The following is a 24,320-nucleotide window of genomic DNA, read 5'->3' on the forward strand; positions in this document are numbered from 1 at the left end:
GAACCCACGGCAGAATCCTCGCAAACCGTCCCGAGCCTCCCGACGGAAGATTTGCAAGGACTCCCATGAAAGAAGACACCTCGCTGTTTGCTGCCATCGATCTGGGCTCGAATGCGTTTCGCATGATGATTGGCCAGTCGGTACGCAGCAGAAAGGGCTTCATGATTCAGGAGGTCAAAACCTTGCGCGAGCCAGTGCGGCTGGCCGAAGGTTTCGACGGCCGAGCATTGGACGAAATGGCGCTGGATCGCGGTTGGCAGGCCTTGGCGCGGTTCGGCAAGAAGCTTCGCGGTTTCGAGCCCGGTCGTGTGCGAGCAGTGGCCACCAGCGCCGTGCGCGAGGCAGACAACGCGCAGTTGTTCCTGGCCAGCGCGGAACGGCACCTGGGGTTTCGCATCGATGTGATTTCCGGGCATGAAGAAGCGCGCCTGGTCTACGCCGGTGTGGCCCACACCCTGCCGGTCGCCGATGACATGCGCCTGGTGGTCGATATTGGCGGTGGCTCCACCGAACTGATTCTCGGCCAGGGCTCTCAGCCGCTGCTGACCGAAAGCATTGCCATCGGCAGCGGCACCTTGAGCGCGCGCTACTTTCGCAATGGCGAGATTTCTGCCGGCGCCCTGCAAGAAGCCGAACGGGTCGCCATCCTGCAATTCGAAAAAGTCGCCCGTCGCTATCGCGCCCAGGGCTGGCAGCAGACGATCGGCTCTTCGGGCACCGCGCGGATGCTCGCCAAGGTGCTCAAGGCCAATCGCCTGAACGATTACGGCCAAAGCGGCATCACCTACGGCGGCCTGCTGCGGCTGTCGTTGCGCCTGCTGGAAGTCAGCAATGTTCAACAGCTGAAACTGGCCGGCCTGCAACCCCATCGCCAGAGCATTCTGCCCGGCGGCCTGGTGGTCATGCTGGCGGCATTCAAGGTGTTCGGGATCGCGCAAATGGTGCCGTCCGAGCCGGGATTGCGACTGGGGGTTCTGCACGGCCTGATGAGCAATCACTGAGCGATTTTCGCTGCAGGATTTTCACTGCCGAATCAAGCCATCCGTGACGCCGAAGACGCCCTTTGAATACTCAATGACGCCTCTGTGTAAACCTCTGTAAATCGCTCCCTTCCCCTCTCTGATTTCGTTCTATCGTTAGATCGAAATGGCTGAATTGCACGCTGACTAAAGGTTGCGACAGTTGATGTCTGCGCCTATGTTGCACGCGAGCTTTTCCCCCGCGAATGGAACGCGATCAACACCACAAAGAGGTGAAGAAATGTCAAAGGAATCACGCCCTGCCGTACTTGGGCTGATCGGCAATACTCCGCTGGTACAAGTCACCCGCTTCGATACCGGCCTGTGCACCCTGTTTCTCAAACTCGAATCCCAGAACCCCGGCGGATCGATCAAGGATCGTATCGGCCTGGCGATGATTGACGCCGCCGAACGCGACGGTCGCCTGCAACCCGGCGGCACGATCGTTGAAGCCACCGCCGGCAACACCGGCCTGGGCCTGGCACTGGTTGGCCGCGCCAAGGGCTACCGCGTCGTGCTGGTCGTGCCGGACAAGATGTCCACGGAGAAAGTCCTGCACCTCAAGGCCATGGGCGCCGAAGTGCACATCACCCGCTCCGATGTCGGCAAGGGTCACCCCGAGTACTACCAGGACGTCGCCGCCCGTCTGGCGAAAGACATTCCCGGCGCCTTTTTCGCCGACCAGTTCAACAACCCGGCCAACCCGCTGGCCCACGAATGCAGCACTGCACCGGAAATCTGGGCGCAGACCGAGCATGACCTGGACGCCATCGTGGTCGGCGTCGGCTCGGCCGGCACGCTGACCGGCCTGACCCGTTTCTTCAAACGCGTGCAGCCGGATCTTGAAATGGTCCTGGCCGACCCGGTCGGTTCGGTGATGGCTGAATACAGCCGCAGCAAGCACTTGGGCACTGCCGGATCGTGGGCGGTGGAAGGCATCGGCGAAGACTTCATTCCGTCGATCACCGACCTGTCGAGCGTGCGTAGCGCCTACTCGATCAGCGACGAAGAAAGCTTCGATCACGCCCGCCAGTTGCTGAAAGCCGAAGGCATCCTCGGTGGTTCGTCCACCGGCACCCTGCTCGCCGCCGCGCTGCGTTACTGCCGTGAGCAGACCGTGCCGAAACGTGTGGTCAGCTTCGTCTGCGACACCGGTACTCGCTACCTGTCGAAGGTCTACAACGACCAATGGATGACCGATCAGGGCCTGTTGCAGCGCAAACGCTACGGCGATCTGCGCGACCTGATTGCCCGACGTTTCGAAGACGGCAAAGTCGTCAGCGTCGGCCCGGACGACACGCTGATGACCGCGTTCCAGCGCATGCGCCTGGCCGATGTCTCGCAGTTGCCGGTGCTGGTGGATGGCAAACAATTGGTCGGCGTGATCGACGAATCGGACATTCTGGTTCGCGTACACGAAGACGCCTCGCTCTTCAGCAAACCCGTCGCCCATGCGATGACAGACAAGTTGCAAACCCTCGCCCCCGGCGCCACGCTGGCTGAACTGGAAGCCGTGCTCAGCAGCGGCCTGGTGGCGATCATTGCCGACGCTTCCGGCTTCCACGGCCTGATCACCCGCGTCGACATGCTCAATCAGTTACGGAGATCCCTCGCATGAGTCAGCACGACAAGAACGCCCGCCCTCAGGGCTTCGCCACCCGCGTGATCCACGCAGGGCAAACGCCGGACCCGACCACCGGCGCGCTGATGCCGCCGATCTACGCCAACTCGACGTACCTGCAAGACAGCCCTGGCGTACATAAGGGTTTCGACTACGGCCGCTCGCACAACCCGACGCGTTTTGCGCTGGAGCGTTGCGTGGCGGATCTGGAAGGCGGCACCCAGGCCTTCGCCTTCGCTTCCGGGCTGGCGACGATTTCCACCGTGCTCGAACTGATCGACGCCGGCTCGCACATCGTGTCCGGCAATGACCTGTACGGTGGCACGTTCCGCCTGTTCGACAAGGTGCGCCAGCGCAGTGCCGGGCATCGTTTCAGCTACGTCGACCTGGCCGATCTGTCGGCGTTCGAAGCCTCGTTGCAGGACGACACGCGCATGGTCATGGTCGAGACCCCGACCAACCCGCTGCTGAGCCTGTCCGACCTCGCCGCCATCGCCCGTATCTGCAAGGCGCGCGGGATCATCTGCGTGGCCGACAACACCTTCGCCAGCCCATGGATCCAGCGTCCGCTGGAACTGGGTTTCGACATCGTGCTGCACTCGACCACCAAATACCTGAACGGTCACTCCGACGTGATCGGCGGCATCGCGGTTGTCGGTGACAATCCGGCGCTGGCCGAGCGCTTGGGTTTCCTGCAAAACGCCGTCGGTGCCATCTCCGGTCCGTTCGACGCCTTCCTCACCCTGCGCGGCGTGAAGACGCTGGCGCTGCGCATGGAGCGTCATTGCAGCAACGCACTGGAGCTGGCGCGCTGGCTGGAGCAACAGCCGCAGGTCAAACGCGTCTACTACCCGGGCCTGGAATCCCATCCGCAGCACGAACTGGCCAAGCGTCAGATGCGTGGTTTCGGCGGGATGATTTCCCTGGATCTGAACAGTGATCTGGCAGGCGCTCGCCGCTTCCTGGAGAACGTGCAGATCTTCGCTTTGGCCGAAAGCCTTGGCGGTGTGGAAAGCCTGATCGAGCACCCGGCGATCATGACCCACGCGACCATCCCGGCCGAAACCCGTGCCAAGCTCGGCATCGGTGACAGCCTGGTGCGTCTGTCGGTGGGCGTCGAGGACATCGAAGACCTGCGGGCGGATCTGGCGCAGGCGCTGGCCAGTATCTAACCCGCAAAAACGTCAAAGCCCGCACGATGCGGGCTTTGGTGTTTGAGTAGGCGGCCAGTGCTGGTCTCTGGCTTACGAGGTTTATCAGGACTCTCACAGTACAGGCAATGTGCTCTGCTGCTTCACACGGCATAAGGGCTGGAACCCAGCGCGGGGTTCTTTCTAACCGTGTACCCTTCGGAACGCGCCCAACGCTTCCTCGCTATCCGCTTGCGCATCAGTCTGCGTCTTCGCCTACATTCTTGAGCCTAGCAAACACGCCACAATCCGCCGCGCGGTTTTTAGATTGATTTTCTTCTAGCGCTTGCCTGCAAGGAAGGTAACCGACTATCGCCTGCAAGCCCCTTAAGCCTGCCACCCGCCGAGGGCGAACTATACTTTTCAGTTCGCTGTCCGGATTTCATGTAAACCGTCGACACCTGTGCGCCTTGGGGTGCGCCCGTGCCAATCGCCAATCTGGTTAACCCCGGGCCAACGAGCCTTCCGTCGAGGATCCAATGACGGGCAATGCTCGGATGCTTTGTGGCTGATGGGTCGTGGAGAAAATCATGAAACACAAGCTTTGGTCAGGCGTCGTCCTGGCGGTCGCTGCATCGGTTGTGGTGATGCCCAGTGTCTGGGCTGCGCAGGCTCAGGCGCTGGCGTCTGACGGGGCGGATCATGTCAAGGCCGGGGCGGTTGCTTCGGATGGTTCAGATCATGTCGGCGCCGGGGCTGTGGCTTCTGATGGTTCAGATCATGTCGGTGCAGGAGCAGTCGCCTCTGATGGTTCCGATCACGTTGGCGCCGGAGCTGTAGCTTCTGATGGTTCAGATCATGTCGGTGCAGGAGCAGTCGCCTCTGATGGTTCTGATCATGTTGGCGCCGGAGCTGTAGCTTCTGATGGTTCCGATCACGTTGGCGCCGGAGCCGTAGCTTCTGATGGTTCCGATCACGTTGGCGCCGGAGCCGTAGCTTCTGATGGTTCCGATCACGTTGGCGCCGGAGCGGTGGCTTCGGATGGTTCCGATCACGTTGGTGCCGGAGCGGTGGCTTCGGATGGTTCGGATCATGTGGGCGCGGGAGCAGTAGCTTCAGATGGTTCTGATCACGTTGGCGCTGGCGCTGTAGCTTCTGACGGTTCCGATCACGTTGGCGCTGGCGCTGTAGCTTCTGACGGTTCCGACCACGTCCGCGCGGGCGCCCTCGCCTCCGATGGCGGCGATAAAGTGGGGGCCAGTCGATTCGCGTCCACTCGCGTTGGCGTAGGCTCTGACCAGGTCGCTTCCGCCCTCATGAACGGCAGCTATTCGGATCAGTTCAATAGTCCTCAGTGATGCTTGCCGGCGCAACCAGCCAACGACTGGTTGCGCCGTATTTGCACATTTATGCTTTCGATCGGCTTGCAACGTCAGGAAGCCCGCATGACAGACTAATGGACTCGTGAAGAGTCTACGACGCGCAATTGAATCAATGTTTGCGCGCGCATCATTTCGGGCCACTCATTCCGCCATCGCCACCGCCACGGCGCTTTCTCCCGGAACCGGGACTGGCACTGGAGTCCGAACCTTGCGCCGGCCCGGCTTTAACATTTGCATTAGCGTGCTGTTTGGATTGTTCAGCCTTGAACCATACATGCAGCGCTGTAATGCTTTCAAATCGCTCGGAGCAAAACTCACCGCTTCCATCCTTGTAACCAACCACTAGACACACTTCGCTTCCTTTCGTCCCTTGCGAAGTCGTCGCCACGAGCAGATCGATATACTTTGCAAACTCTTCTACCGGCAACGCGTACTTCGCGTTACCAGAAAACAGATCTTTCGCATATATGTGCAACTTAATCTTGTCTTTATCTTCACAACGTTCAGTAAGGCACCCTGCCTTTCCAGATGGGACATTCCTAAGCACTTCTACGTTGCACACCGCATTCCTGTAAATATAGAGAACCTGCTTCCCGTCGTTATCATCTCCAGCAAACAGATGGCAGCTGTCGTGCAGTTCCCGGAGTTGCGGGTCTGAAAAGACAGCAGAACAAACCGCATAAACACGGTCAACTTTACTATTCTCCGTTTTGCTTTTTAATACCGTATCCTTGAATTCAATCAGGCTGTAATTAGCCAGATTGGTAAAGATGGTATCGGCCAAAAGCTTTTCGTCCTGCCCACCGGTTGGAAACTGTTTGAACGTCGCCGAACATTCTCGCGCGGCAGTAAGCAAATTATCGACAAATGCCGATATCACACCCGATTCATTTTGCATCCAACTCCCTCCCTAGAATTCAAGTAGCACGTTATCTGCGTGCAAAAACGGAGAAGGTTATCACGCTCAGAGCGTTTGACGTTTCGCCCGGCGCATACCCGATGGTTTGCAAATGAACATCAAGGATCAACCTGCGCCATCAGCTCAGGCACCGATTCCTGCCGTTTCGCATAACGCTGCGCCAGCACCGCGCAGACCATCAATTGAATCTGATGGAACAGCATCAATGGCAGGATCAACACGCCAATCGTGCTGCCGGCAAACAGCACCTGCGCCATCGGCACTCCAGTGGCCAGGCTCTTTTTCGAGCCGCAGAACAAAATGGTGATGCGATCTTCCTGGCTGAAGCCGAATGCCTTGCCCAACACCGTCGACGCCAGCAGTACCAGCCCCAGCAGAATGCAGCAGGCCACCACGAGACCGAGCAGGTCTACCACCGGAATCTGATGCCAGATGCCTTCGTTCACCGCCTCGCTGAACGCGCCGTAGACCACCAGCAGAATCGAACCCTGATCGACAAATTTCAGCCAGTTCTTGTTGCGACCGACCCAGGCGCCGATCCAGCGGCGGGCGATCTGACCGGCGATGAACGGCAGCAGCAGTTGCACACTGATTTTCAGGATCGCGTCGACGGTTGAACCGCCGTCACCATGCACATTCAGCAACAGCGTCACCAGCAACGGCGTAAGAAAGATCCCGAACAGGCTGGACGCCGCCGCACTGCAGATCGCCGCCGGAATATTCCCCCGGGCCAGCGACGTGAAGGCAATCGCCGACTGCACCGTGGCCGGCAGCGCACAGAGGTAGAGCATGCCCATGTACAGGTTGTCGCCCACCAGCGGCGACAGCATCGGTTTGAGCGCCAGACCCAACAGCGGGAACAAGACAAAGGTCAGACCGAATACCAGCAAATGCAGGCGCCAGTGGCCGGCGCCGGCGATGATCGATTCGCGCGAAAGCTTGGCGCCGTGCAGGAAAAACAGCAGCGCAATCGCGATATTGGTCAGCCAGCCGAAGCCGACCGCGACCTGACCACTGGCGGGCAGGAAGCTGGCGAGCAGCACCACGCCGATCAGGGTCAGGGTGAAGTTGTCGGGCAAGAATCTTGGGCGCGTCATGGTTTGCTCATCCGGGGGTTGCCAGTACGTGGAAGCGACTCTAACGTGACTGGAAATTACCGACTAACGCCGAAGAGCCTCAAGATGCCGCCAAAAGGACACGACAAGAGCGTCAGACGCAGCATCCCCGGGCTGCCCAGCCTTCCGCGTCCGTTGTACGGACGCACCGAATCGCTGCCCAATCGTGCCCTGACCCGCCGCCACAGTCATCCGTGGGTGCAGTTGTCTTACGCGATTCAGGGTGTACTTGAAGTGCAGACTGCCGCCGGTCGTTTCGTTGCGCCGCCGGAGCGGGCCGTGTGGATTCCGGCGGGTGTGCCGCATCGGGTATTCAGTTCGCCGCACACGGAAATGCGCAGTCTGTACATCGATTGCAGTGTGGCGAGCTGGGCGCTGGAGCGTTGTCATGTGCTCGGCGTCAGTGATCTCTTGCGTGAGCTGATTCGGGCCTTCAGTCAGATTCCTGTCGAGTATGACCAGAGCGGCCCTCACGGACGTTTGGCGCAGGTGATCCTCGATCAACTGGCCGAAGCCCCGCAAATCGACCTGATGCTGCCACTGCCCCAGGACCTTCGTTTGCGGCAGATCTATCAAAGTCTCGAGCAACATCCGGAACAGCAGACCACACTCAGCCACTGGAGCGAAAAGTTCGGCGTGACCGAGAAAACCCTCAGCCGGCTGTTCCTGCGCGATACCGGCCTGACCTTCCGCGCATGGCGCCAGCGCTTGCGTTTGCTGGGCGCGCTGACGCCACTGGAGCGTGGCGAACGGGTCACCGAAGTGGCTCTGGCCTGCGGTTATGATTCGACATCGGCGTTCATCGCAGCCTTTCGCCAACAGTTTGGCGAGACGCCCGGAGAATTTTTTCGCTGATTTTTGTCGATATTTATCGAATTAGGACATGCCAATCGACAAACTTCAGGGTAGAGTTTCGTCCATCAAGAATGATTGACACGTTTCGACGATAACAATGATCAACCACCCTTTAGCGAACCTGTCGGCGGTAACAGCATGATCGAAGTCACTGAAGTCTCCATTGCCCAACTGCGCGCCGCGCTCGAATCCGGTCAGACCACCGCAGTTGAACTGGTGCAGGCGTATCTGGCGCGCATCGACGCCTTTGACGGCCCTGACACCGCCACTGCCTTGAACGCAGTGATTGTGCGTAACCCCGAGGCCTTGAAAGAGGCGCAGACCTCCGATGCCCGTCGCGCCAAGGGCGAAACCCTTGGTCCGCTGGACGGCATCCCCTACACCGCCAAGGACAGCTATCTGGTCAAAGGCCTGACCGCTGCGTCCGGCAGCCCGGCGTTCGCCGATCTGGTGGCCCAGCGCGATGCGTTCACCATCGAGCGCCTACGTGCGGGCGGCGCGATCTGCCTGGGCAAGACCAACATGCCGCCGATGGCCAATGGCGGGATGCAACGCGGCGTCTATGGCCGCGCCGAAAGCCCGTACAACGCCGCTTATCTGACCGCGCCGTTTGCTTCCGGCTCGTCGAACGGTGCCGGCACCGCCACCGCTGCAAGCTTCTCGGCATTCGGTCTGGCGGAAGAAACCTGGTCGAGCGGTCGCGGCCCGGCGTCGAACAACGGTCTGTGCGCCTACACGCCGTCGCGCGGCGTGATTTCGGTTCGCGGCAACTGGCCGCTGACGCCGACCATGGACGTGGTAGTGCCGTACGCCCGCACCATGGCCGACCTGCTGGAAGTGCTCGACGTAGTTGTCGCCGAAGATACCGACACCCGTGGCGACCTGTGGCGCCTGCAGCCTTGGGTGCCGATCCCGAGCGTCGCCTCGGTGCGCCCGGCTTCCTATCTGGATTTGGCGGTGAAGAGCGATGCGCTGGCCGGTAAACGCCTGGGCGTACCGCGCATGTACATCAACGCCGACCCTGAGGCCGGCACCAGCGAAGAGCCCGGCATCGGCGGCCCAACCGGACAACGTATCAACACCCGCGCCTCGGTGATCGATCTGTGGAAACAGGCACGTCAGGCCCTCGAAGCGGCCGGCGCCGAAGTGATCGAAGTGGATTTCCCGCTGGTCTCCAACTGCGAAGGCGATCGTCCGGGCGCGCCAACCGTGTTCAATCGCGGCATCGTCTCCAAAGAGTTCATGCACCACGAATTGTGGGACCTGTCGGCCTGGGCCTTCGATGACTTCCTGCGTGCCAACGGTGATCCGAAACTCAACCGACTGGCGGACGTCGACGGGCCGAAAATCTTCCCGCACGACCCGGGTACCCTGCCCAACCGTGAAGGCGACCTCGCCGCCGGTATGGACGAATACGTGCGCATGGCCGAGCGCGGCATCACGCCGTGGGATCAGATCCCGACACTGCCGGACGGCCTGCGCGGCCTGGAGAAGACCCGCAAGCTCGATCTAGAAGACTGGATGGATCGCCTCGGCCTCGACGCCGTGCTGTTCCCGACCAACGCTGACGTGGGCCCGGCCGACGCCGACGTCAACCCAGCCTCGGCGGATATCGCCTGGAGCAACGGCATCTGGGTCGCCAACGGCAACCTCGCAATCCGTCACCTCGGCGTACCGACCGTCACCGTGCCGATGGGCGTGATGGCCGACATCGGCATGCCGGTGGGGCTGACGTTTGCCGGGCGGGCCTATGACGATTCGACACTGTTGCGACTGGCAGCAGCGTTCGAAGCGACCGGGTCGAAACGTTTAGTGCCGCCACGTACGCCGGCACTGGCGGCAGGCAAGTAAATGCAAAACGGCGGGATCAATTGATCCCGCCGTTTTTTTATCGCTCTGCCAGTTCTTCCAGTAAATCTGCCGAAGGCACGAAGAACAGACTGCCGGTCACCGCCGTGCTGAAGTCCAGCAACCGGTCATAGTTGCCCGGCGGCTTGCCGACAAACATGTTCTCCAGCATCTGCTCCAGCGGCTCCGGCGAGCGTGCGTAGCCAATGAAATAAGTGCCGAACTCACCTGCGCCGGGCCGGCCGAACGGCATGTTGTCGCGCAGGATCTTCACCTCTTCGCCGTCCTTGGTGATGGTTGTCAACGCACTGTGGGAATTGCTCGGTTTGACCGAATCGTCCAGCTCGATATCGGACAGTTTGGTTCGCCCGATCACCCGTTCCTGCGCCTCGACCGGCAATTCGTTCCATGCCTTCATGTTGTGCAGATACTTCTGCACCAGCACATAACTGCCGCCGCTGAACGCCTGATCTTCATCGCCTACGAGGGTGAAATGCTCGGCTTTGCGCCCGACCGGATTTTCCGTACCGTCGACAAAACCGATGATGCTGCGCATGTCGAAATAGCGGAAACCCTGCACCTCATCGGTTACCGTCACGGCGCCATCCAGCGCAGACATCAGCTGCGTCGCCAGTTCGAAACACAAATCCATCTGATCAGCACGGATGTGCAAAAGCAGGTCGCCCGGCGTGGAAACGGCGCGCCGCCCTTCTACACCGAACTCGCGAAAGTCATGCAAGGACGCCGGTCGCGGGCTGCCGAACAGGCGATCCCAGGCGCTGGAAGAAAAACCACAGACGCAGGACAGGCTTCCCGAGGGAACGCGCTTGCCGACCGAGCGCGTCAAACCCGCGATATCGGCGCACCAGCCACGGACTTTTTCGGCCGCCTCGGCTTCGGTGTTGAGGGTCGCCACGATGAATATTGCAGCGCTGGTGATCGGGCTGCAGACGGCTTGAGGATCTGGCGTGTCGATGATCGTCGCTCCTGGCGTGATGGACTGACTCGACAGCGAGGTTACCAAAGAAGTGTTGAATGAAGTATTACCCGTGCGCTGCCCGTAGCGCCCGACACTTCGCTTTTAACGAACAATACCCACGAAATAAACGATTTTTCTTCGTCAGAATTCTCCTACTAGCATGGCCCCGTCTACCCCGAAAAACATAAAGACAGGGAGAACGACATGCACCCCATCAACATCGGCGAACCCTGGATGTGGGTCGCCTTCATCGTTTTTGTCCTCGCCATGCTGGCCGTTGACCTGTTTGTCTTCGGCGGGCGCAAGGCGCATCGGGTCTCGGTGCGCGAAGCGTCGTCCTGGGTGATTGCCTGGTGCATGTTGGCGCTGGCCTTCGCCGGGCTGCTCTGGTGGTATCTGAACGGCGAATTCGGCCCCGAAATCGCCCAGCGCAAGACCCTGGAATTCCTCACCGGCTATCTGATCGAGCAGTCACTGTCGATCGACAACATGTTCGTGTTCGTGATGATTTTCGGCTATTTCGCCGTGCCGCCGGAGTTGCAGCGCCGGGTGCTGCTGTACGGGGTGCTCGGCGCGATCGTGATGCGCGCGGCGATGATCTTTGCCGGGGTGTGGCTGGTCTCGCAGTTCACGTGGCTGCTGTATGTGTTCGGCGTGTTCCTGATCATCACCGGGATCAAGATGCTGGTGTTCGCCGAACAGCAACCGGACCTCGATAACAATCCGCTCCTGCGCTGGGTGCGCGGACATCTGCGAATCACCAACGGCTTTCATGGCGAGCGCTTTTTCGTGCTGCAGAACGGCGTGCGCTGGGCCACTCCGATGTTTCTGGTGCTGGTGCTGATCGAGGCCAGCGACCTGATGTTTGCGGTCGATAGCATTCCGGCGATTTTCGCGGTGACGACCGATCCGTTCATCATTTTCACGTCGAACATCTTCGCGATCATGGGCCTGCGGGCGCTGTATTTTCTGCTGGCGGACATGGCCGACCGCTTTCATTTGCTCAAGTACGGACTGGCGCTGGTGCTGGTGTTCATCGGCGGGAAGATGACGGCGATGCCGTGGTTTCACATGCCGGTGGAGTGGTCGCTGGCGATTGTCGGCGGACTGATTCTGGCGTCGGTGTTGCTGAGTCTGATCCTGACGAAGGACAAGTCGCCCGAAGAAAGTCGGGCAAAATAAAAGCCGAGGGAGCGAACAGGATTCGCTCACTCGGCTTTGAATTTACTTATCGGACTTGATGCTGGTCCAGACCCGCGTCCGCACCCGCTCCAGTTTCTGCGGCAGTGGCTGCACCACGTACAGCGTCTTGAGCGCTTCGCTGGTCGGCGTCAGGTTCGGGTTGCCGGTGATTTCCTTGTTGATCAGCGGCAGCGAATCCTTGTTCGCATTCGGGTAGCCGAGGAAGTCACTGATCGAAGCAATGACTTTCGGTTCAAGCAAGGTGTTGAGGAACTCGTGAGCCTCTTCAACGTTCTTCGCGCTCTTCGGAATGGCGAAGGTGTCGAACCAGATCGGCGCGCCTTCCTTCGGCAAGCGCCAGTCGACCACCACGCCGTTACCCGCCTCTTTGGCACGGTTGCCGAACTGGTAGAAACTGCCGGAGTAACCGATGGCCACGCAGATGTCGCCGTTGGCGATGTCGGTCATGTACTTGGCCGAGTTGAAGTAGGTGACGTAAGGGCGAACCTTGAGCATCAGGTCCTTGGCTTTCTCATAGTCGGCCGGGTTCTGGCTGTTCGGGTCCAGGCCCAGATAATGCAGGGCCAGCGGGAGAATTTCCGACGGTGAATCAAGCATCGCCACGCCGCAGGATTTCAGTTTTTCCATGTTCTCGGGTTTGAACACCAGATCCCAACTGTCCACGGGCGCATTCTCGCCAAGCGCAGCCTTGACCTTGGCCGGGTTGAAACCGATCAACACCGTGCCGACCATGTAGGGCACGCCGTACTGATTGCCGGGGTCGTTGGAGTCGAGCAACTTGAGCAGCGCCGGGTCCTGGTGACTCCAGTTCGGCAGCTTGGACTTGTCGAGTTTCTGGAACACGCCGGCCTTGATCTGGGTATCGAGGAACTGGTTCGACGGCACTACCAGGTCGTAACCGGAGTTGCCGGTCAGCAACTTGGCTTCGAGGGATTCGTTGGTGTCGAAGGTGTCCCAGGTCACTTTGATGTTGCTTTTGGCGGCGAAATCCTTGGGCACCGCTGGCAGGATGTAATCCGCCCAGTTGTATACCCGCAGTTCGCGCTGTTCGGCTTGCACGGCGCTGGCCAGCAGCGTCAGCCCGCACACAGTGGCACCCAGAATGCGTTTCATCGTGACCATATTGTGTTTCCCCGAATGCAGCGTGAGTCGATGGTTTTTATGTTCTGTACACGGCAGCGGCTGTCAGATCAGCCAAGGGCAAGGAAGGTGCAGCGTTTAGTTATGGCTTCGATTCTTGCCGACAGCGTAGTCGGAGCACAGTGGCCGGTTGGCCAAAAGGGGATCGATATGGCCAATTTGAGTGACCGCCAGAATACTGAAACGACAATGCCCGGCGATTGGCCGGGCATTGTTTGAGTAGCGTACGCAGGATCAGTCGGTAAAGCCCAACCGCGTCGCCCTGCTCTCCTGCGTCTGTCCACGCGTCGCCAGGCAGTAATACAACGGGCAGGTCACGATCAGGCCGACCAGCCACGACAGGTCTGCGCCGTCCACCAGATTGGCGTAAGGGCCGACGTAAAGTGAGGTGTTGGCGAACGGAAGCTGCACGATGATGCCGATGAAGTAGGCAATGATCGCGTGCAGATTGAAGCGCCCGTAGATCCCGCCATCGGCGCGGAAGATCGAGGCGATGTCATAGCTGCCGCGCTTGATCAGATAAAAATCGATCAAGTTGATCGACGCCCACGGCACCAGCACCAGCAGCAACGCCAGAATCAGCCCGATGAACTCGGAAATGAAATCCGCCGACGCCCCCAGCGCCACCACGCAGCAGCCCGCCAGCACCACGCTCGACAACATCACTCTCACTTTGATACTCGGCGTCCATTGGCTGGCAAAGGTCTGGATCGAGGTGATGATCGACAACACCGCGCCGTACAGATTCAGCGCGTTGTGGCTGATGATGTTGAGCAGGAACAGCACCATCAGAATCGGCCCCAGCCAACCGGTGGACTGTTTGACCGCGGCCATCGCTTCGGTGCCTTCCGGCGTCGCCAACACTGCCACCGCGCCGAATGTGAACGACAGAATCGTGCCCAGCGTGGCGCCCAGATAAGTTGCGATAAATGGCTTGCTGATACCGATGTCCGCCGGCAGGTAGCGGGAATAGTCAGAGACGTACGGCGAGAAGCTGATCTGCCAGATGATGCCTAGCGACACTGTCGCTAGCCACCCGGACAGATTGAAGCTGCCACGGGTGAAGAAGTCTGCCGGCAACTCATGGGCAAAGATGTAGATGAACCCGGCCAGCAACGCGCTGCCCATCACCCAGGTGCCGATGCGATTGAGCGTATGGATGAAGTTGTAGCCGATCACACCGATCGCCGTGGCGCTGAGGGCGCCGATCAGGATGCTCAACGGCGCTGGCACCGACGGCGCAATGCCGACGATGGATTTACCGGCGAGCACGATGTTGGAAATGAAGAAGCCGATGTAGATGATTGCGGCGAAAAACACGATCAGCAGCGCACCGTAACGCCCGAACTGACCACGACTCTGCACCATCTGCGGAATGCCCATGCGCGGACCCTGCGCCGATGCCAGGGCAATCACCACCCCGCCGATCATGTGCCCCAGCGCAATCGCCAGCAGCCCCCAGAACAGGTCGAGATGAAACACCTGGACCACCATGGCGCCGGTGACGATGGGCAGTGGCGCAATGTTGGTGCTGAACCAAAGGGTGAACAGGTCGCGGGCCTTCCCGTGGCGTTCCGCGAGTGGGACGTAGTCGACCGTGTGATTCTCGATCAACGGATCTTGCCGGGACATCTGGGACATATACATGAACTCGATTGGGTCTGTTCTTATCGTTGTATGAAGCCAAACCGGGGGCGCTTCATGGCCGCCCCTCAGATGCAGACCATATTATGGTATTCCAACATTTTCACAAGACTGATCCGCTGTTTGCGACGGCATCTGATCCGGCATCCTCCCTGATCACCAGGCTTTACAGCTAGACAAAAGCCCCGTAAATGCTGACTTTCCGACGGATGAACCACGTTTATCGTTTCACCAAAAAAGCACTTGCAATCGATGTATTACGGTATACCATCAGACCCATAAACACATAAAAACACGCTTCACCGCACTCGAGGATTGACCAATGATCGATGCTGCCGTCTACAAACAAGTCATGGGCTCGTTCCCGTCCGGCGTCACCGTCATCACCACGCTTGATGACGACGGCCAGATCGTCGGTCTCACCGCCAGCGCCTTCAGCTCGCTGTCGATGGACCCGGCCCTGGTGCTGTTCTGCCCCAACTACAGTTCCGATTCCTACCCCGTCCTGATCAAGAACAAACGCTTTGCCATTCACGTCCTGTCTGGCGGCCAGCAGAGCGAAGCCTACGCGTTCGCCCGCAAAGGCAAGGACAAGGCGCAGGGCATCGAGTGGACGCTGAGCGAACTGGGCAACCCGATCCTGGCCAACGCGACAGCTATCATCGAATGTGAGCTGTGGCGCGAATACGAAGGCGGCGACCACGCGATCATGGTCGGCGCGGTGAAAAACCTCATCGTGCCTCAGCAGGACGCCAGCCCGTTGGTGTATTGCCACGGCAAGATGGGCGCCCTGGCCGCCTTCGCCTGATCCGCACGATTGCACTTAAACAGGCCTGCATGTGACCGGCCGACCACAAGAGATTCGAGGTAGCGTCATGAAATTTTCCCTGTTCGTACACATGGAGCGCTGGGACGAAAGCGTCAGCCACCGTCAACTGTTCGAAGACCTGACCGAACTGACGTTGATGGCCGAGGCCGGCGGATTCAGCACCGTGTGGATCGGCGAACACCACGCCATGGAATACACCATCTCGCCGAGCCCGATGCCGCTGCTGGCCTACCTCGCTGCCAAGACCACCACGATTCACCTGGGCGCCGGCACCATCATCGCGCCGTTCTGGCACCCGCTGCGGGTCGCCGGGGAATGCGCGTTGCTCGACGTGATCAGCAACGGCCGGATGGAAGTCGGCCTGGCCCGTGGTGCTTATCAGGTGGAGTTCGATCGTATGGCCGGCGGCATGCCCGCCTCATCCGGCGGCCAGGCGCTGCGGGAAATGGTCCCGGTGGTCCGTGCCCTGTGGCAAGGCGACTACGCCCACAATGGCGAGATCTGGAAATTCCCCACCTCCACCAGCGTGCCGAAACCGATTCAGAAGCCCAATCCGCCGATGTGGATCGCCGCCCGCGACCCGGACTCGCACAACTTTGCCGTGGCCAACGGCTGCAACGTGATGGTCACGCCGCTGATGAAGGGTGATGAAGAAGTCCTCGACCTGAAGAATAAATTTCAATCGGCGCTGGACAACAACCCTGATGTGCCGCGTCCGCAATTGATGGTGCTGCGTCATACCCACGTGCATTCGGTGGATGACCCGGAAGGCTGGAAGGTTGGTGCCAAAGCCATCTCACGTTTCTATCGCACGTTCGATGCGTGGTTCGGCAACAAGGAAGTGCCGGTGAACGGCTTCCTCGCCCCGAGCCCGGAAGAGAAATTTGCCGGACGGCCGGAGTTTGAACTGGAGAGCCTGCACAGGACGGCGATGATCGGGACGCCGGAGGAAATCATTCCGCGAATCAAGTACTACCAGGAACTGGGGGTGGATGAGTTCAGTTTCTGGTGCGACAACAGCTTGCCGCATGCGGAGAAGAAGAAGTCGCTGGAGCTGTTTATCAAGCATGTGGTGCCGGCGTTTCGTTAACGACTGTGCTGATTGTATCTGCCCAATAAAAACGCCCTGATAATCCAGGGCGTTTTTGTGCCCACGCTTCCAAAACCCATTCTGTTTTCTGGCGTTCAATTTTGCGTTTGGCAAGAAATGTACATATCAGCGAGGGCGTGACAGGGACCCTTTCATACAAATCTGAGTTTCCAGTAATCGTTCCCTGCTACTACCCAGTACCGCTCACTCGCCGGAATCAGAAAGCTGAAATCAGCATTCTCTGCAGTCCAGCCCGGCTCGACCAGATCCTCATGAACACGCACATCATCCATGTGCATGAATATTTTCCGATCAAAATTGATATAAAAACTTGGGAAGCGCGAGCTAATAACATTGGCACGCTTGTACACATCAGGCGTCAAGCCCTCGCCTGTCTGGTAGTAATGCTCAACCCTTTTAAAAACCTCTGCATCTGCCCCGATAAAATCCTGCAGATCGTGGGAAGACAGAATTTTTTCGCTTGAGTCGTGGAGGTACTTGGGGAAGTTATCCGCAGTCATTTTAAGGACACCCCCTCTAAACGCCTTGCAAGCGAGTTCATATTGTTCCTGGCTTATACTCCCGGCGTCCAGGTAAGCACGGTAGTCTTTTTCCGCATCAAGGGTGAAGTTGTATTTTTCGTCTACGACCCAAAAGCTCTTGCCTGAGCAAACAAAGAAGCAAATGTTTTTTTCACCGTTCCAGAGCTCATCAAAAATTGTTTGATTGACCTTCATTCCTTGGAATCCTTTAAGAAGCACTAACCGCCCTGGCGGATATCAGTCTCCAGCTCTGTCGGATCAGGCAGGAAGAAACGGGCAGTCAACCAGCATGTCGCCATTGAAGTGACAAAGAGTACGACCATTCCGAAAATCTCATCGGAAAACTTCGCACTCTCTACATCCCGTACAACGGCGACGATAAACGGAGTAACCCATAAAGTGGCCAGCACCGCGCCCGACAGCGCTATCACGGAACAGGCTCGACTTGTCCTTTTGACTTTCATCGATGCGATCACCAATGAAAACAGCAGAAATGGCACGAGAAATACCACTTGAGCCAGAACAGGTCCGAGGAATGGCATCAACATCAATTCCGCCCCTGCGACCTCCCCCATCAACCGTGGGTTCATGGCCAGATGGGCGACGGTCGCAATCGTCTTGAAGAAGCCGGCGATAAAACCCGGCGCCAACGGGCAAAGAAGAAAAGCCAGGAAAACCTTCAGACGCGGATAACTCACATCACTCACAGGCAAAATTCTTCCTCACGCATTGATGGGCTCTCTCTGAATTCAGCAGGTCAGCTCTTCACAGGAATGCGCTGCTCGGGCTGAGTAACGTCGTAGACGTGCTGCTCGCAACTGCCGCCAACAAACTCAAACTCCACCAGATAGGCTTTGCCACGCTCTGGCGTAAACGAATTGCTCACTGGCCCGCAGGTATGGAGAACTCCGGTGCGAGGGCCATTCGCATAGCCCGACACTTCAATTGTCTTATCGGCATCGGCCTGGGTTTCCAGTTGCGGGAAGCGTTTGGCCACCGCGCTGTTGCCCACTTCATTGAGCTTGGCAATCCAGCCGAACACCTTGCCTCGCCCCGAATCCACAACGGTTCCCAACTCTTCCATGCGGCGGTCGGGATCGTCTGCACGACGGATCGAAAATTCTACAGGGATCGTCGAGCCCGACGCTTTCATCACTACCTTGGCGTGCTGCGCATCGACCGCCACCGTATTCTGGTGCAGTTGGACACCGTCTTTCAGCAGATTGGGAGAAGAATCCCGAACGTTGGAATGGCAACCTGAAAGCGCGAACGCCAAGGTCAAAGTGACGAGTGCAGGTTTGTTCACGTGTGAATCTTCCCTAATGAGCGCAACGAGACGGAGGTGATATCAAACATCGGCGCGATATTAGATGGCCACTATTTTGGCGTCAATCAATCGATTCGGCGCCCTGACGATGCTCATGCACAGCGTCGAACAAATCGGCAGCTCACTCAGTGCTCAACAGCCAATTTCGTCGCCACATCCTCCGGCGCCAGCACCTGACCATCGGCTGACAGCAACTTAGAACTTAAAAACTTAAAGCGAACTTAAAGGGGACAGATTTATTTAATTAAATAAATCTGTCGTTTCCGTCGTCCCTTCCGCCCAGCCCCTTTTCATTTCAAAACAACCGACGACCACTCCAAATCACTTTCTAAAAAATCATAATCATATGAATCAATTGATCTTCAGAATCTTCCAGACTGCCTCCTCCACCACCGAAAATTATTCTATCGGTACGAGCGTAAAACCATTCTTCAGCCTCATCATAAATCAGCTCAAAACAAGTAGCTGCACAATCAACTCGCGAACCAAGCCCCCTACCCTCCACTTTCCCCTGATAGGAGTAAGTTAGTCTTTTGTCTCCCAGCGAGCCAAAATAATCGAACATCCATACGGAGACACTGGAAACCCTACCATTCAAAAAACCGACCACAAGCGCCCTAGTCTCGGATAACACTTTCTCTGAACCTGGAAACTGCAAATTCCAGCCCGTAAGATTCAAATCAAAAATATCAAACCGAAAAAATGTCTTACCTGAACTTTCCGTAACGTCCAAAACCAACAATGGAGTATCAGAAAACTTATACACCTTCGCTTTCGGATCTACACAACACTCAAGGAGCATGGATTCAAACTCCTCACGCGCAGCCCCCAACTCAATACCAGCCAGTTCTACACCTGGGACGACGGGGGCAAACCAGTTCACTTTAATCATTTCAAGACCCATATGTCGTTCTTACAAACCAACCTTTGACCAGATGAATTATAAAACGCTGTCTTTTTTTCAAGATCCGCCTGATAAACCCCCTCAGAGTTGAGTTTATATTTAACCTTATAGGTAGCAGGGTCAATAACCTTAACCTTGCTCCCATCCACAAAAGTAAACTTATAGTACTGACCACTATGTATCGACTCAGAACTAACAGGACTAAATTGTACTTCCTTTATTAACGAATGCCCCTCAACAATAAATATTTGAGCATTTCCCGAGCTATTGGAACTTGGAGGCTTAGGCGTTATTTTAGCGCCATCCATCCTATACGCCTTAGCGAGATCATCCAGTGACGCACCCCACACTTGATCCAAGGTTCGTGGAATACCTTCTTCAATTGCAAGCTTGAGCCTGAGTTCCTCTCTCGCAATCGACGATGTTGCCGGAATTCCATCGTCGACTACAACCAGTTTCCCCGAGTCGATCGGATTTTCCGGAGTAATCGGATTGTCCACTTTCGGCGGCGTGGTGCCAGTTTTCGGAGGTTCAACGTCCGGCTTCGGTAGGACATCAGGCTTAGGTGGCACCACCGGCTTCTGCGGATCCAACACCGGCACATCCGTATCCGGCAGCTTCTCCGAAAACTTCGTAATCTGCGTCTTGAGATGGTCAATCTTGACCGTCGATCCCACTTCTTTGATGGTCTTGACCGAGACGTCGATACCCATACGTAAAAAAAGGGGACAGATTTATTAATCACTTTTCCCTTTTCACTGTCCCCTTTTCCACTTCAGGAATATGGATAAGGTTTGATGGTTTCCTGTAAAGATTACGGCCCTGCGTGCTGGTGTAGGTCAGGCCACCGTTCAGTTGCCAGGTGCCGACGCCATTGACCGACGCGATATCCCAAACGCCTTTGCCCAGACCGGTGAGGCTGCCTTGAGAGCCGGTCAGGTTGCTCAGGTCCAGATCGAACAGCCCTTTTGCAGCGTGACGAACGCTGCCGCTGAGGTTGTTGAGCTGGGCACCGGCCAGTTCCAGATCCTCGCTGCCGATCTCGATGACGCCGTTCTGGTTATTCAGGTTGCCGTTCAGCTTGATCGTGCTGGTGGCTCCGCCCAATGCACGAATCTGCCCGCCGGCGCTGTTGTCCAGTTGGCCGCCGATCAGCTGCAGATCCGTCGCCGACTCGATCAGCCCGCCCTGATTGAGAATCTGAGTGACCGCTTCGAGCCCCAGGCGATTGCCGCTGATCTCGCCGCCTGCGTTATCCAGGTTGGCGCCCTTGAAAATGACCTGATCCTTGCCGAAGAGCTTGCCGGCATGGTTGGTCAGACGTGTCACCGTCAGCTGCAAATCGCCCAACAGACTGGAGATCAAACCGGCCTTGCCGTTGACCGCGCTGTTGTCGAGGTTGGTGCTGGTGATGTTCAGGGTGTCGGCCTGCAGCGTGCCACCCTGGTTCTGCAGGTTACCGGTGCCCAGCGCGAGTTCTGCGTGGCTGCCATTGGCAAGGATCGCACCCTGCTGGTTCAGCAATGTGCTGCGTCAATTTATGGATTCACCGAACCATTGTTGCCGACGAACGTTATCTGTGAAATCGTCCGACTCCGACAGAGATGCAGGATGTTTCGCAGATCAACCAAGGAAAACCGGTCGCCGCATCAGAGAACGTTCCGAAAAACGAAACGTCCGACAGACCCCACTCACTTCACCTCAGTGCTCAACTGCCAGTTTCGTCGCCACATCCTCCGGCGACAGCACCCGACCATCGGCTGACAGCAACTCAAGCTTGCGGATCGGCTGCCCTTTCTGCGCATCGACCATCACCGACCCCGGTTCGCCAGGCGCGTACAGGTGTTCCCCGCCCCACTGCGACAGCGCAACGATCACGGTTTGCAGGGCACGGCCCTTTTCCGTCAGCACGTACTCCTTGTAGGCGCTGCCATCGGACGCCGGCACCATGCGCAGGATGTCGCGCTCCACCAGCCCTTTGAGCCGGACACTCAACATGTTCTTGGCAATATCCAGGCTCTTCTCGAAGTCGCCGAAACGACAAATGCCATCCAGCGCATCGCGGATGATCAGCAACGACCACCAGTCGCCGATCAGGTCCAGTGTCCGGGCGATCGGGCAGGCATTGCCGGCAAGGCTTTTGCGCTTCATTTCGGGGGTCTCCAGCAAATCGGCAGGTTCGATGCGGTTGCATCTTACAACCCGCGCTGCAAAACCGATAACGCCGTGCGCCTCGAACTTAGCACCTGCGTACAAGTGGCCGATGCACTTTGCCGCGATAGTGAACGTTGCCATCACGGCATCCACGCAGGCCCACACCCAAGGAGTTTCCATGAGCACGTTCACGACTCAAGACGGCACCGAAATCTATTTCAAGGACTGGGGCAGCGGCAAGCCCGTGCTGTTCAGCCACGGTTGGCCGCTGGATGCCGACATGTGGGAATACCAGATGGAATACCTGAGCAGCCGCGGCTACCGCACCATCGCGTTCGACCGTCGCGGTTTCGGTCGTTCCGAGCAGCCATGGACCGGCTATGACTACGACACCTTCGCCGACGACATCGCGCAGTTGATCGAACACTTGGATCTGCGTGACGTGACCCTGGTCGGGTTCTCCATGGGCGGCGGCGATGTCAGCCGCTACATTGCGCGCCATGGCAGCGAGCGCGTTGCCGGGCTGGTGTTGCTGGGCGCGGTGACGCCGCTGTTCGGCAAGAAACCGGACTTCGCCGAAGGTGTCGACAAGTCGGTGTTCGACGGGATCAAGGCCGGCCTGCTGAAGGACCGCGCGCAGTTCATTGCTGACTTCAACGCCCCGTTCTATGGCACCAATCAGGGTCAGAACGTCTCCGAGGGCGTGCTGACGCAAACCCTGAACATCGCCCTGCTCGCCTCGCTCAAAGGCACCGTGGATTGCGTCACGGCGTTCTCGGAAACCGACTTCCGCCCGGACATGGCGAAAATCGATGTGCCGACGCTGGTGATTCACGGCGACGGTGATCAGATCGTGCCATTCGAAACCACCGGCAAACGGGCCGCTGCACAGATCAAGGGCGCTGAGCTGAAAGTCTACGCAGGCGCGCCACACGGCTTTGCGGTCACCCATGCGCAGCAATTGAATGAAGACCTGCTGGCGTTTCTCGACCGCTGAGTCCGCAGTCAACTGAAGCCTTGCAAAGGGCCGTCGACTACCCTGTCGGCGGCCCTTTTTTTTCGTTGTCCCGGATTCCGGTGCCGTGGCGAGGCCCAGCATTTACGGGCGCTTCAGGCCTCTGCATCACGTTTTTATCTTCACATCCCAGCTTAATAATATTTTACCGATATCCACCCCCTCCCTAGTCTGATCCCAAGCACAGAGAACAGGTCGACAGCGGCCTGAATCCAACGGCCTCGTGAGAAGGGATCAGAGATGACCACTGAAATAATAAAAACAGACACGCTTGTTGTCGGCGCCGGTCAAGCGGGTGTGGCCATGAGTGAACACCTGAGCAAACTCGGTGTTCCGCACCTGGTGCTGGAGCGCAACCGCGTTGCCGAGCGCTGGCGCACCGGGCGCTGGGACTCGCTGGTAGCCAACGGTCCGGCGTGGCACGACCGGTTTCCGGGGATGGAATTCGATGATGTCGATCCGGATGGTTTCGCCCACAAGGAGCGCGTCGCCGACTACTTCGAAGCCTATGCGAAGAAATTCAACGCGCCGATCCGCACCGGCGTGGACGTGAAAAGCGTGGTGCGCAATGTCGGTCGCCCGGGCTTCACCGTCGAGACCTCCGAGGGCGTGATCGAAGCCGCCCGCGTCGTCGCCGCCACCGGCCCGTTTCAGCGTCCAGTGATCCCGGCCATTGCGCCGAAGGATGAGCGTCTGTTGCAGATTCACTCGGCCGACTATCGCAACCCGCAACAACTGCCGGCCGGCGCCGTGCTGGTGGTCGGTGCCGGTTCGTCTGGCGTGCAGATCGCCGATGAATTGCAGCGCTCGGGCAAGCAGGTGTTTCTCTCGGTTGGTGCCCATGACCGCCCTCCTCGTGCTTACCGCAACCGCGATTTCTGCTGGTGGCTCGGCGTGCTCGGCGAATGGGATCAGGCCGCCATGAAACCTGGCCGCGAGCACGTGACCATCGCCGTCAGCGGCGCCCACGGTGGCCGCACGATCGATTTCCGTGGCCTGGCCCATCGCGGTATGACCCTGGTCGGCGTCACCGAATCCTTCAACGACGGCGTGGTGACCTTCAAACAGGACCTGCGCGACAACCTCAAGCGTGGCGACGAGAACTACCTTGCGCTGCTGGATGCCGCCGACGCCTACATCGAACGCAACGGCCTCGATCTGCCGCTGGAACCGGAGGCCCGGGAAACCTATCCGGATCCTGAATGCGTGAAGAACCCGCTGGCCGATCTCGATCTGGCCGCCGCCGGCATCACGTCGATCATCTGGGCCACCGGGTTTGCCGTGGACTATTCCTGGCTGAAAGTCGCGGCGTTCGACGACAACGGCAAGCCGCAACATCAGCGCGGTGTGTCCAGCGAATCGGGTGTGTATTTCCTTGGGCTGCCATGGCAGTCACGACGCGGTTCGTCGTTCATCTGGGGCGTGTGGCACGACGCCAAGCACGTGGCCGATCACATCGCCACCCAGCGCAAATACCTGGCCTATCGCGATGCCGAACAACGCGAAGCCGGGCTGCACAACAAAGCCGCCGACACCGTCGACGCTTGATTCCCCTCATCAATACCGGCGCCCATCGCCCCGGGCCCGATTTCGTCAGGAGCCTC

At 58.4% G+C, this 24,320-nt stretch carries 23 protein-coding genes; 10 read left to right on the forward strand and 13 right to left on the reverse strand.

The genetic code is table 11. The features are described from left to right. The first annotated feature begins 65 nt into the window (after nucleotides 1-65). The 3 genes from IF199_RS17420 to IF199_RS17430 all read left to right on the forward strand — a co-directional run bounded on the left by IF199_RS17420 (nucleotide 66) and on the right by IF199_RS17430 (nucleotide 3,812). On the forward strand, nucleotides 66-1,001 hold the full coding sequence (locus IF199_RS17420; protein ID WP_096820075.1) for a Ppx/GppA family phosphatase: 936 nt from the start codon (nucleotides 66-68) through the stop codon (nucleotides 999-1,001). Between the two features lie 259 nt (nucleotides 1,002-1,260). After that, nucleotides 1,261-2,637 (forward strand): pyridoxal-phosphate dependent enzyme, encoded by a 1,377-nt coding sequence (locus tag IF199_RS17425; RefSeq protein WP_096820076.1) that lies wholly within the window; start codon nucleotides 1,261-1,263, stop codon nucleotides 2,635-2,637. Then, nucleotides 2,634-3,812: a cystathionine gamma-synthase gene (locus tag IF199_RS17430; RefSeq protein WP_085711347.1), complete on the forward strand. Its 1,179-nt coding sequence runs from the start codon at nucleotides 2,634-2,636 to the stop codon at nucleotides 3,810-3,812. The genes IF199_RS17425 and IF199_RS17430 overlap by 4 nt, the downstream gene beginning before the upstream one ends. Nucleotides 3,813-4,621: 809 nt before the next feature. On the opposite strand, the gene IF199_RS17435 is transcribed toward IF199_RS17430, so the two are convergent. From IF199_RS17435 to IF199_RS17445, 3 genes are all read right to left on the reverse strand, one after another. Next, a complete protein-coding gene (locus IF199_RS17435; protein ID WP_192558231.1) occupies nucleotides 4,622-4,864 on the reverse strand; it encodes a hypothetical protein in 243 nt (80 codons plus the stop codon). A gap of 415 nt (nucleotides 4,865-5,279) precedes the next feature. Beyond that, nucleotides 5,280-6,050 carry a hypothetical protein gene (locus IF199_RS17440; RefSeq protein ID WP_192558232.1) on the reverse strand — a complete coding sequence of 257 codons (771 nt, stop codon included), beginning with the start codon at nucleotides 6,048-6,050 and terminating at the stop codon, nucleotides 5,280-5,282. Nucleotides 6,051-6,169: 119 nt separating this feature from the next. After that, nucleotides 6,170-7,168, reverse strand: coding sequence for a bile acid:sodium symporter family protein (locus tag IF199_RS17445; protein ID WP_192558233.1), 999 nt, complete (start codon nucleotides 7,166-7,168; stop codon nucleotides 6,170-6,172). Nucleotides 7,169-7,252: 84 nt separating this feature from the next. Between IF199_RS17445 and IF199_RS17450 the strand changes: the two genes are divergently transcribed. Then, on the forward strand, nucleotides 7,253-8,041 hold the full coding sequence (locus IF199_RS17450) for an AraC family transcriptional regulator (protein WP_096820079.1): 789 nt from the start codon (nucleotides 7,253-7,255) through the stop codon (nucleotides 8,039-8,041). A gap of 138 nt (nucleotides 8,042-8,179) precedes the next feature. Beyond that, nucleotides 8,180-9,892: an amidase gene (locus IF199_RS17455; protein WP_192558234.1), complete on the forward strand. Its 1,713-nt coding sequence runs from the start codon at nucleotides 8,180-8,182 to the stop codon at nucleotides 9,890-9,892. Nucleotides 9,893-9,929: 37 nt separating this feature from the next. Here IF199_RS17455 and IF199_RS17460 read toward each other — a convergent pair whose 3' ends face one another. Continuing rightward, nucleotides 9,930-10,868 (reverse strand): Dyp-type peroxidase, encoded by a 939-nt coding sequence (locus IF199_RS17460; RefSeq protein ID WP_425220390.1) that lies wholly within the window; start codon nucleotides 10,866-10,868, stop codon nucleotides 9,930-9,932. A gap of 204 nt (nucleotides 10,869-11,072) precedes the next feature. On the opposite strand from IF199_RS17460, the gene IF199_RS17465 reads away from it, so the two are divergent. Continuing rightward, on the forward strand, nucleotides 11,073-12,050 hold the full coding sequence (locus IF199_RS17465) for a TerC family protein (RefSeq protein WP_102620946.1): 978 nt from the start codon (nucleotides 11,073-11,075) through the stop codon (nucleotides 12,048-12,050). A 42-nt stretch (nucleotides 12,051-12,092) separates the two neighbouring features. Here the strand turns inward: IF199_RS17465 and IF199_RS17470 are convergent, their stop codons facing one another. Further along, nucleotides 12,093-13,193: a polyamine ABC transporter substrate-binding protein gene (locus tag IF199_RS17470; protein ID WP_096820082.1), complete on the reverse strand. Its 1,101-nt coding sequence runs from the start codon at nucleotides 13,191-13,193 to the stop codon at nucleotides 12,093-12,095. Nucleotides 13,194-13,445: 252 nt separating this feature from the next. Continuing rightward, on the reverse strand, nucleotides 13,446-14,852 hold the full coding sequence (locus IF199_RS17475; protein WP_192558235.1) for a purine-cytosine permease family protein: 1,407 nt from the start codon (nucleotides 14,850-14,852) through the stop codon (nucleotides 13,446-13,448). Nucleotides 14,853-15,177: 325 nt separating this feature from the next. On the opposite strand from IF199_RS17475, the gene IF199_RS17480 reads away from it, so the two are divergent. Both IF199_RS17480 and IF199_RS17485 read left to right on the forward strand, forming a co-directional pair. Further along, nucleotides 15,178-15,663 (forward strand): flavin reductase family protein, encoded by a 486-nt coding sequence (locus tag IF199_RS17480; protein WP_192558236.1) that lies wholly within the window; start codon nucleotides 15,178-15,180, stop codon nucleotides 15,661-15,663. 67 nt (nucleotides 15,664-15,730) lie between these two features. Next, a complete protein-coding gene (locus IF199_RS17485) occupies nucleotides 15,731-16,774 on the forward strand; it encodes an LLM class flavin-dependent oxidoreductase (protein ID WP_192558237.1) in 1,044 nt (347 codons plus the stop codon). Between the two features lie 152 nt (nucleotides 16,775-16,926). On the opposite strand, the gene IF199_RS17490 is transcribed toward IF199_RS17485, so the two are convergent. From IF199_RS17490 to IF199_RS17520, 7 genes are all read right to left on the reverse strand, one after another. Continuing rightward, a complete protein-coding gene (locus IF199_RS17490) occupies nucleotides 16,927-17,511 on the reverse strand; it encodes a hypothetical protein (protein WP_192558238.1) in 585 nt (194 codons plus the stop codon). A 23-nt stretch (nucleotides 17,512-17,534) separates the two neighbouring features. Then, complete coding sequence (locus tag IF199_RS17495; RefSeq protein ID WP_176504835.1) at nucleotides 17,535-18,023, reverse strand: hypothetical protein; 489 nt, start codon at nucleotides 18,021-18,023, stop codon at nucleotides 17,535-17,537. Between the two features lie 50 nt (nucleotides 18,024-18,073). Beyond that, on the reverse strand, nucleotides 18,074-18,622 hold the full coding sequence (locus tag IF199_RS17500; RefSeq protein WP_192558239.1) for a hypothetical protein: 549 nt from the start codon (nucleotides 18,620-18,622) through the stop codon (nucleotides 18,074-18,076). Nucleotides 18,623-18,971: 349 nt separating this feature from the next. Beyond that, nucleotides 18,972-19,547, reverse strand: coding sequence for a hypothetical protein (locus IF199_RS17505; RefSeq protein ID WP_192558240.1), 576 nt, complete (start codon nucleotides 19,545-19,547; stop codon nucleotides 18,972-18,974). Continuing rightward, nucleotides 19,532-20,260, reverse strand: coding sequence for a hypothetical protein (locus tag IF199_RS17510; protein WP_192558241.1), 729 nt, complete (start codon nucleotides 20,258-20,260; stop codon nucleotides 19,532-19,534). Before IF199_RS17510 ends, IF199_RS17505 begins: the two co-directional genes overlap by 16 nt. A 28-nt stretch (nucleotides 20,261-20,288) precedes the next feature. After that, nucleotides 20,289-21,071: a hypothetical protein gene (locus IF199_RS17515; protein ID WP_244142399.1), complete on the reverse strand. Its 783-nt coding sequence runs from the start codon at nucleotides 21,069-21,071 to the stop codon at nucleotides 20,289-20,291. 177 nt (nucleotides 21,072-21,248) lie between these two features. Beyond that, a complete protein-coding gene (locus IF199_RS17520; RefSeq protein ID WP_192560971.1) occupies nucleotides 21,249-21,698 on the reverse strand; it encodes a winged helix-turn-helix transcriptional regulator in 450 nt (149 codons plus the stop codon). A gap of 181 nt (nucleotides 21,699-21,879) precedes the next feature. Here IF199_RS17520 and IF199_RS17525 point away from each other — a divergent pair, with 181 nt between their 5' ends. After that, nucleotides 21,880-22,698, forward strand: a complete 819-nt coding sequence (locus IF199_RS17525) for an alpha/beta fold hydrolase (RefSeq protein ID WP_192558242.1) — start codon at nucleotides 21,880-21,882, stop codon at nucleotides 22,696-22,698. 258 nt (nucleotides 22,699-22,956) lie between these two features. Further along, the gene (locus tag IF199_RS17530; protein ID WP_192558243.1) at nucleotides 22,957-24,264 is read left to right on the forward strand and encodes a flavin-containing monooxygenase; all 1,308 of its coding nucleotides are present in this window, start codon (nucleotides 22,957-22,959) and stop codon (nucleotides 24,262-24,264) included. The last annotated feature ends 56 nt before the right edge of the window (nucleotides 24,265-24,320 follow it).

It is taken from the genome of Pseudomonas allokribbensis (assembly GCF_014863605.1).
GTDB classification, from domain to species: domain Bacteria; phylum Pseudomonadota; class Gammaproteobacteria; order Pseudomonadales; family Pseudomonadaceae; genus Aquipseudomonas; species Aquipseudomonas allokribbensis.

Coding starts and splice junctions, on each gene's coding strand:
- IF199_RS17420 (WP_096820075.1), top strand. CDS start 66: ATGAAAGAAGACACCTCGCTGTTTGCTGCCATCGATCTGGGCTCGAAT.
- IF199_RS17425 (WP_096820076.1), top strand. CDS start 1,261: ATGTCAAAGGAATCACGCCCTGCCGTACTTGGGCTGATCGGCAATACT.
- IF199_RS17430 (WP_085711347.1), top strand. CDS start 2,634: ATGAGTCAGCACGACAAGAACGCCCGCCCTCAGGGCTTCGCCACCCGC.
- IF199_RS17435 (WP_192558231.1), bottom strand. CDS start 4,864: ATGATCCGAACCATCCGAAGCCACCGCTCCGGCACCAACGTGATCGGA.
- IF199_RS17440 (WP_192558232.1), bottom strand. CDS start 6,050: ATGCAAAATGAATCGGGTGTGATATCGGCATTTGTCGATAATTTGCTT.
- IF199_RS17445 (WP_192558233.1), bottom strand. CDS start 7,168: ATGACGCGCCCAAGATTCTTGCCCGACAACTTCACCCTGACCCTGATC.
- IF199_RS17450 (WP_096820079.1), top strand. CDS start 7,253: ATGCCGCCAAAAGGACACGACAAGAGCGTCAGACGCAGCATCCCCGGG.
- IF199_RS17455 (WP_192558234.1), top strand. CDS start 8,180: ATGATCGAAGTCACTGAAGTCTCCATTGCCCAACTGCGCGCCGCGCTC.
- IF199_RS17465 (WP_102620946.1), top strand. CDS start 11,073: ATGCACCCCATCAACATCGGCGAACCCTGGATGTGGGTCGCCTTCATC.
- IF199_RS17470 (WP_096820082.1), bottom strand. CDS start 13,193: ATGGTCACGATGAAACGCATTCTGGGTGCCACTGTGTGCGGGCTGACG.
- IF199_RS17475 (WP_192558235.1), bottom strand. CDS start 14,852: ATGTCCCAGATGTCCCGGCAAGATCCGTTGATCGAGAATCACACGGTC.
- IF199_RS17480 (WP_192558236.1), top strand. CDS start 15,178: ATGATCGATGCTGCCGTCTACAAACAAGTCATGGGCTCGTTCCCGTCC.
- IF199_RS17485 (WP_192558237.1), top strand. CDS start 15,731: ATGAAATTTTCCCTGTTCGTACACATGGAGCGCTGGGACGAAAGCGTC.
- IF199_RS17490 (WP_192558238.1), bottom strand. CDS start 17,511: ATGAAGGTCAATCAAACAATTTTTGATGAGCTCTGGAACGGTGAAAAA.
- IF199_RS17505 (WP_192558240.1), bottom strand. CDS start 19,547: ATGGGTCTTGAAATGATTAAAGTGAACTGGTTTGCCCCCGTCGTCCCA.
- IF199_RS17510 (WP_192558241.1), bottom strand. CDS start 20,260: ATGGGTATCGACGTCTCGGTCAAGACCATCAAAGAAGTGGGATCGACG.
- IF199_RS17520 (WP_192560971.1), bottom strand. CDS start 21,698: ATGAAGCGCAAAAGCCTTGCCGGCAATGCCTGCCCGATCGCCCGGACA.
- IF199_RS17525 (WP_192558242.1), top strand. CDS start 21,880: ATGAGCACGTTCACGACTCAAGACGGCACCGAAATCTATTTCAAGGAC.
- IF199_RS17530 (WP_192558243.1), top strand. CDS start 22,957: ATGACCACTGAAATAATAAAAACAGACACGCTTGTTGTCGGCGCCGGT.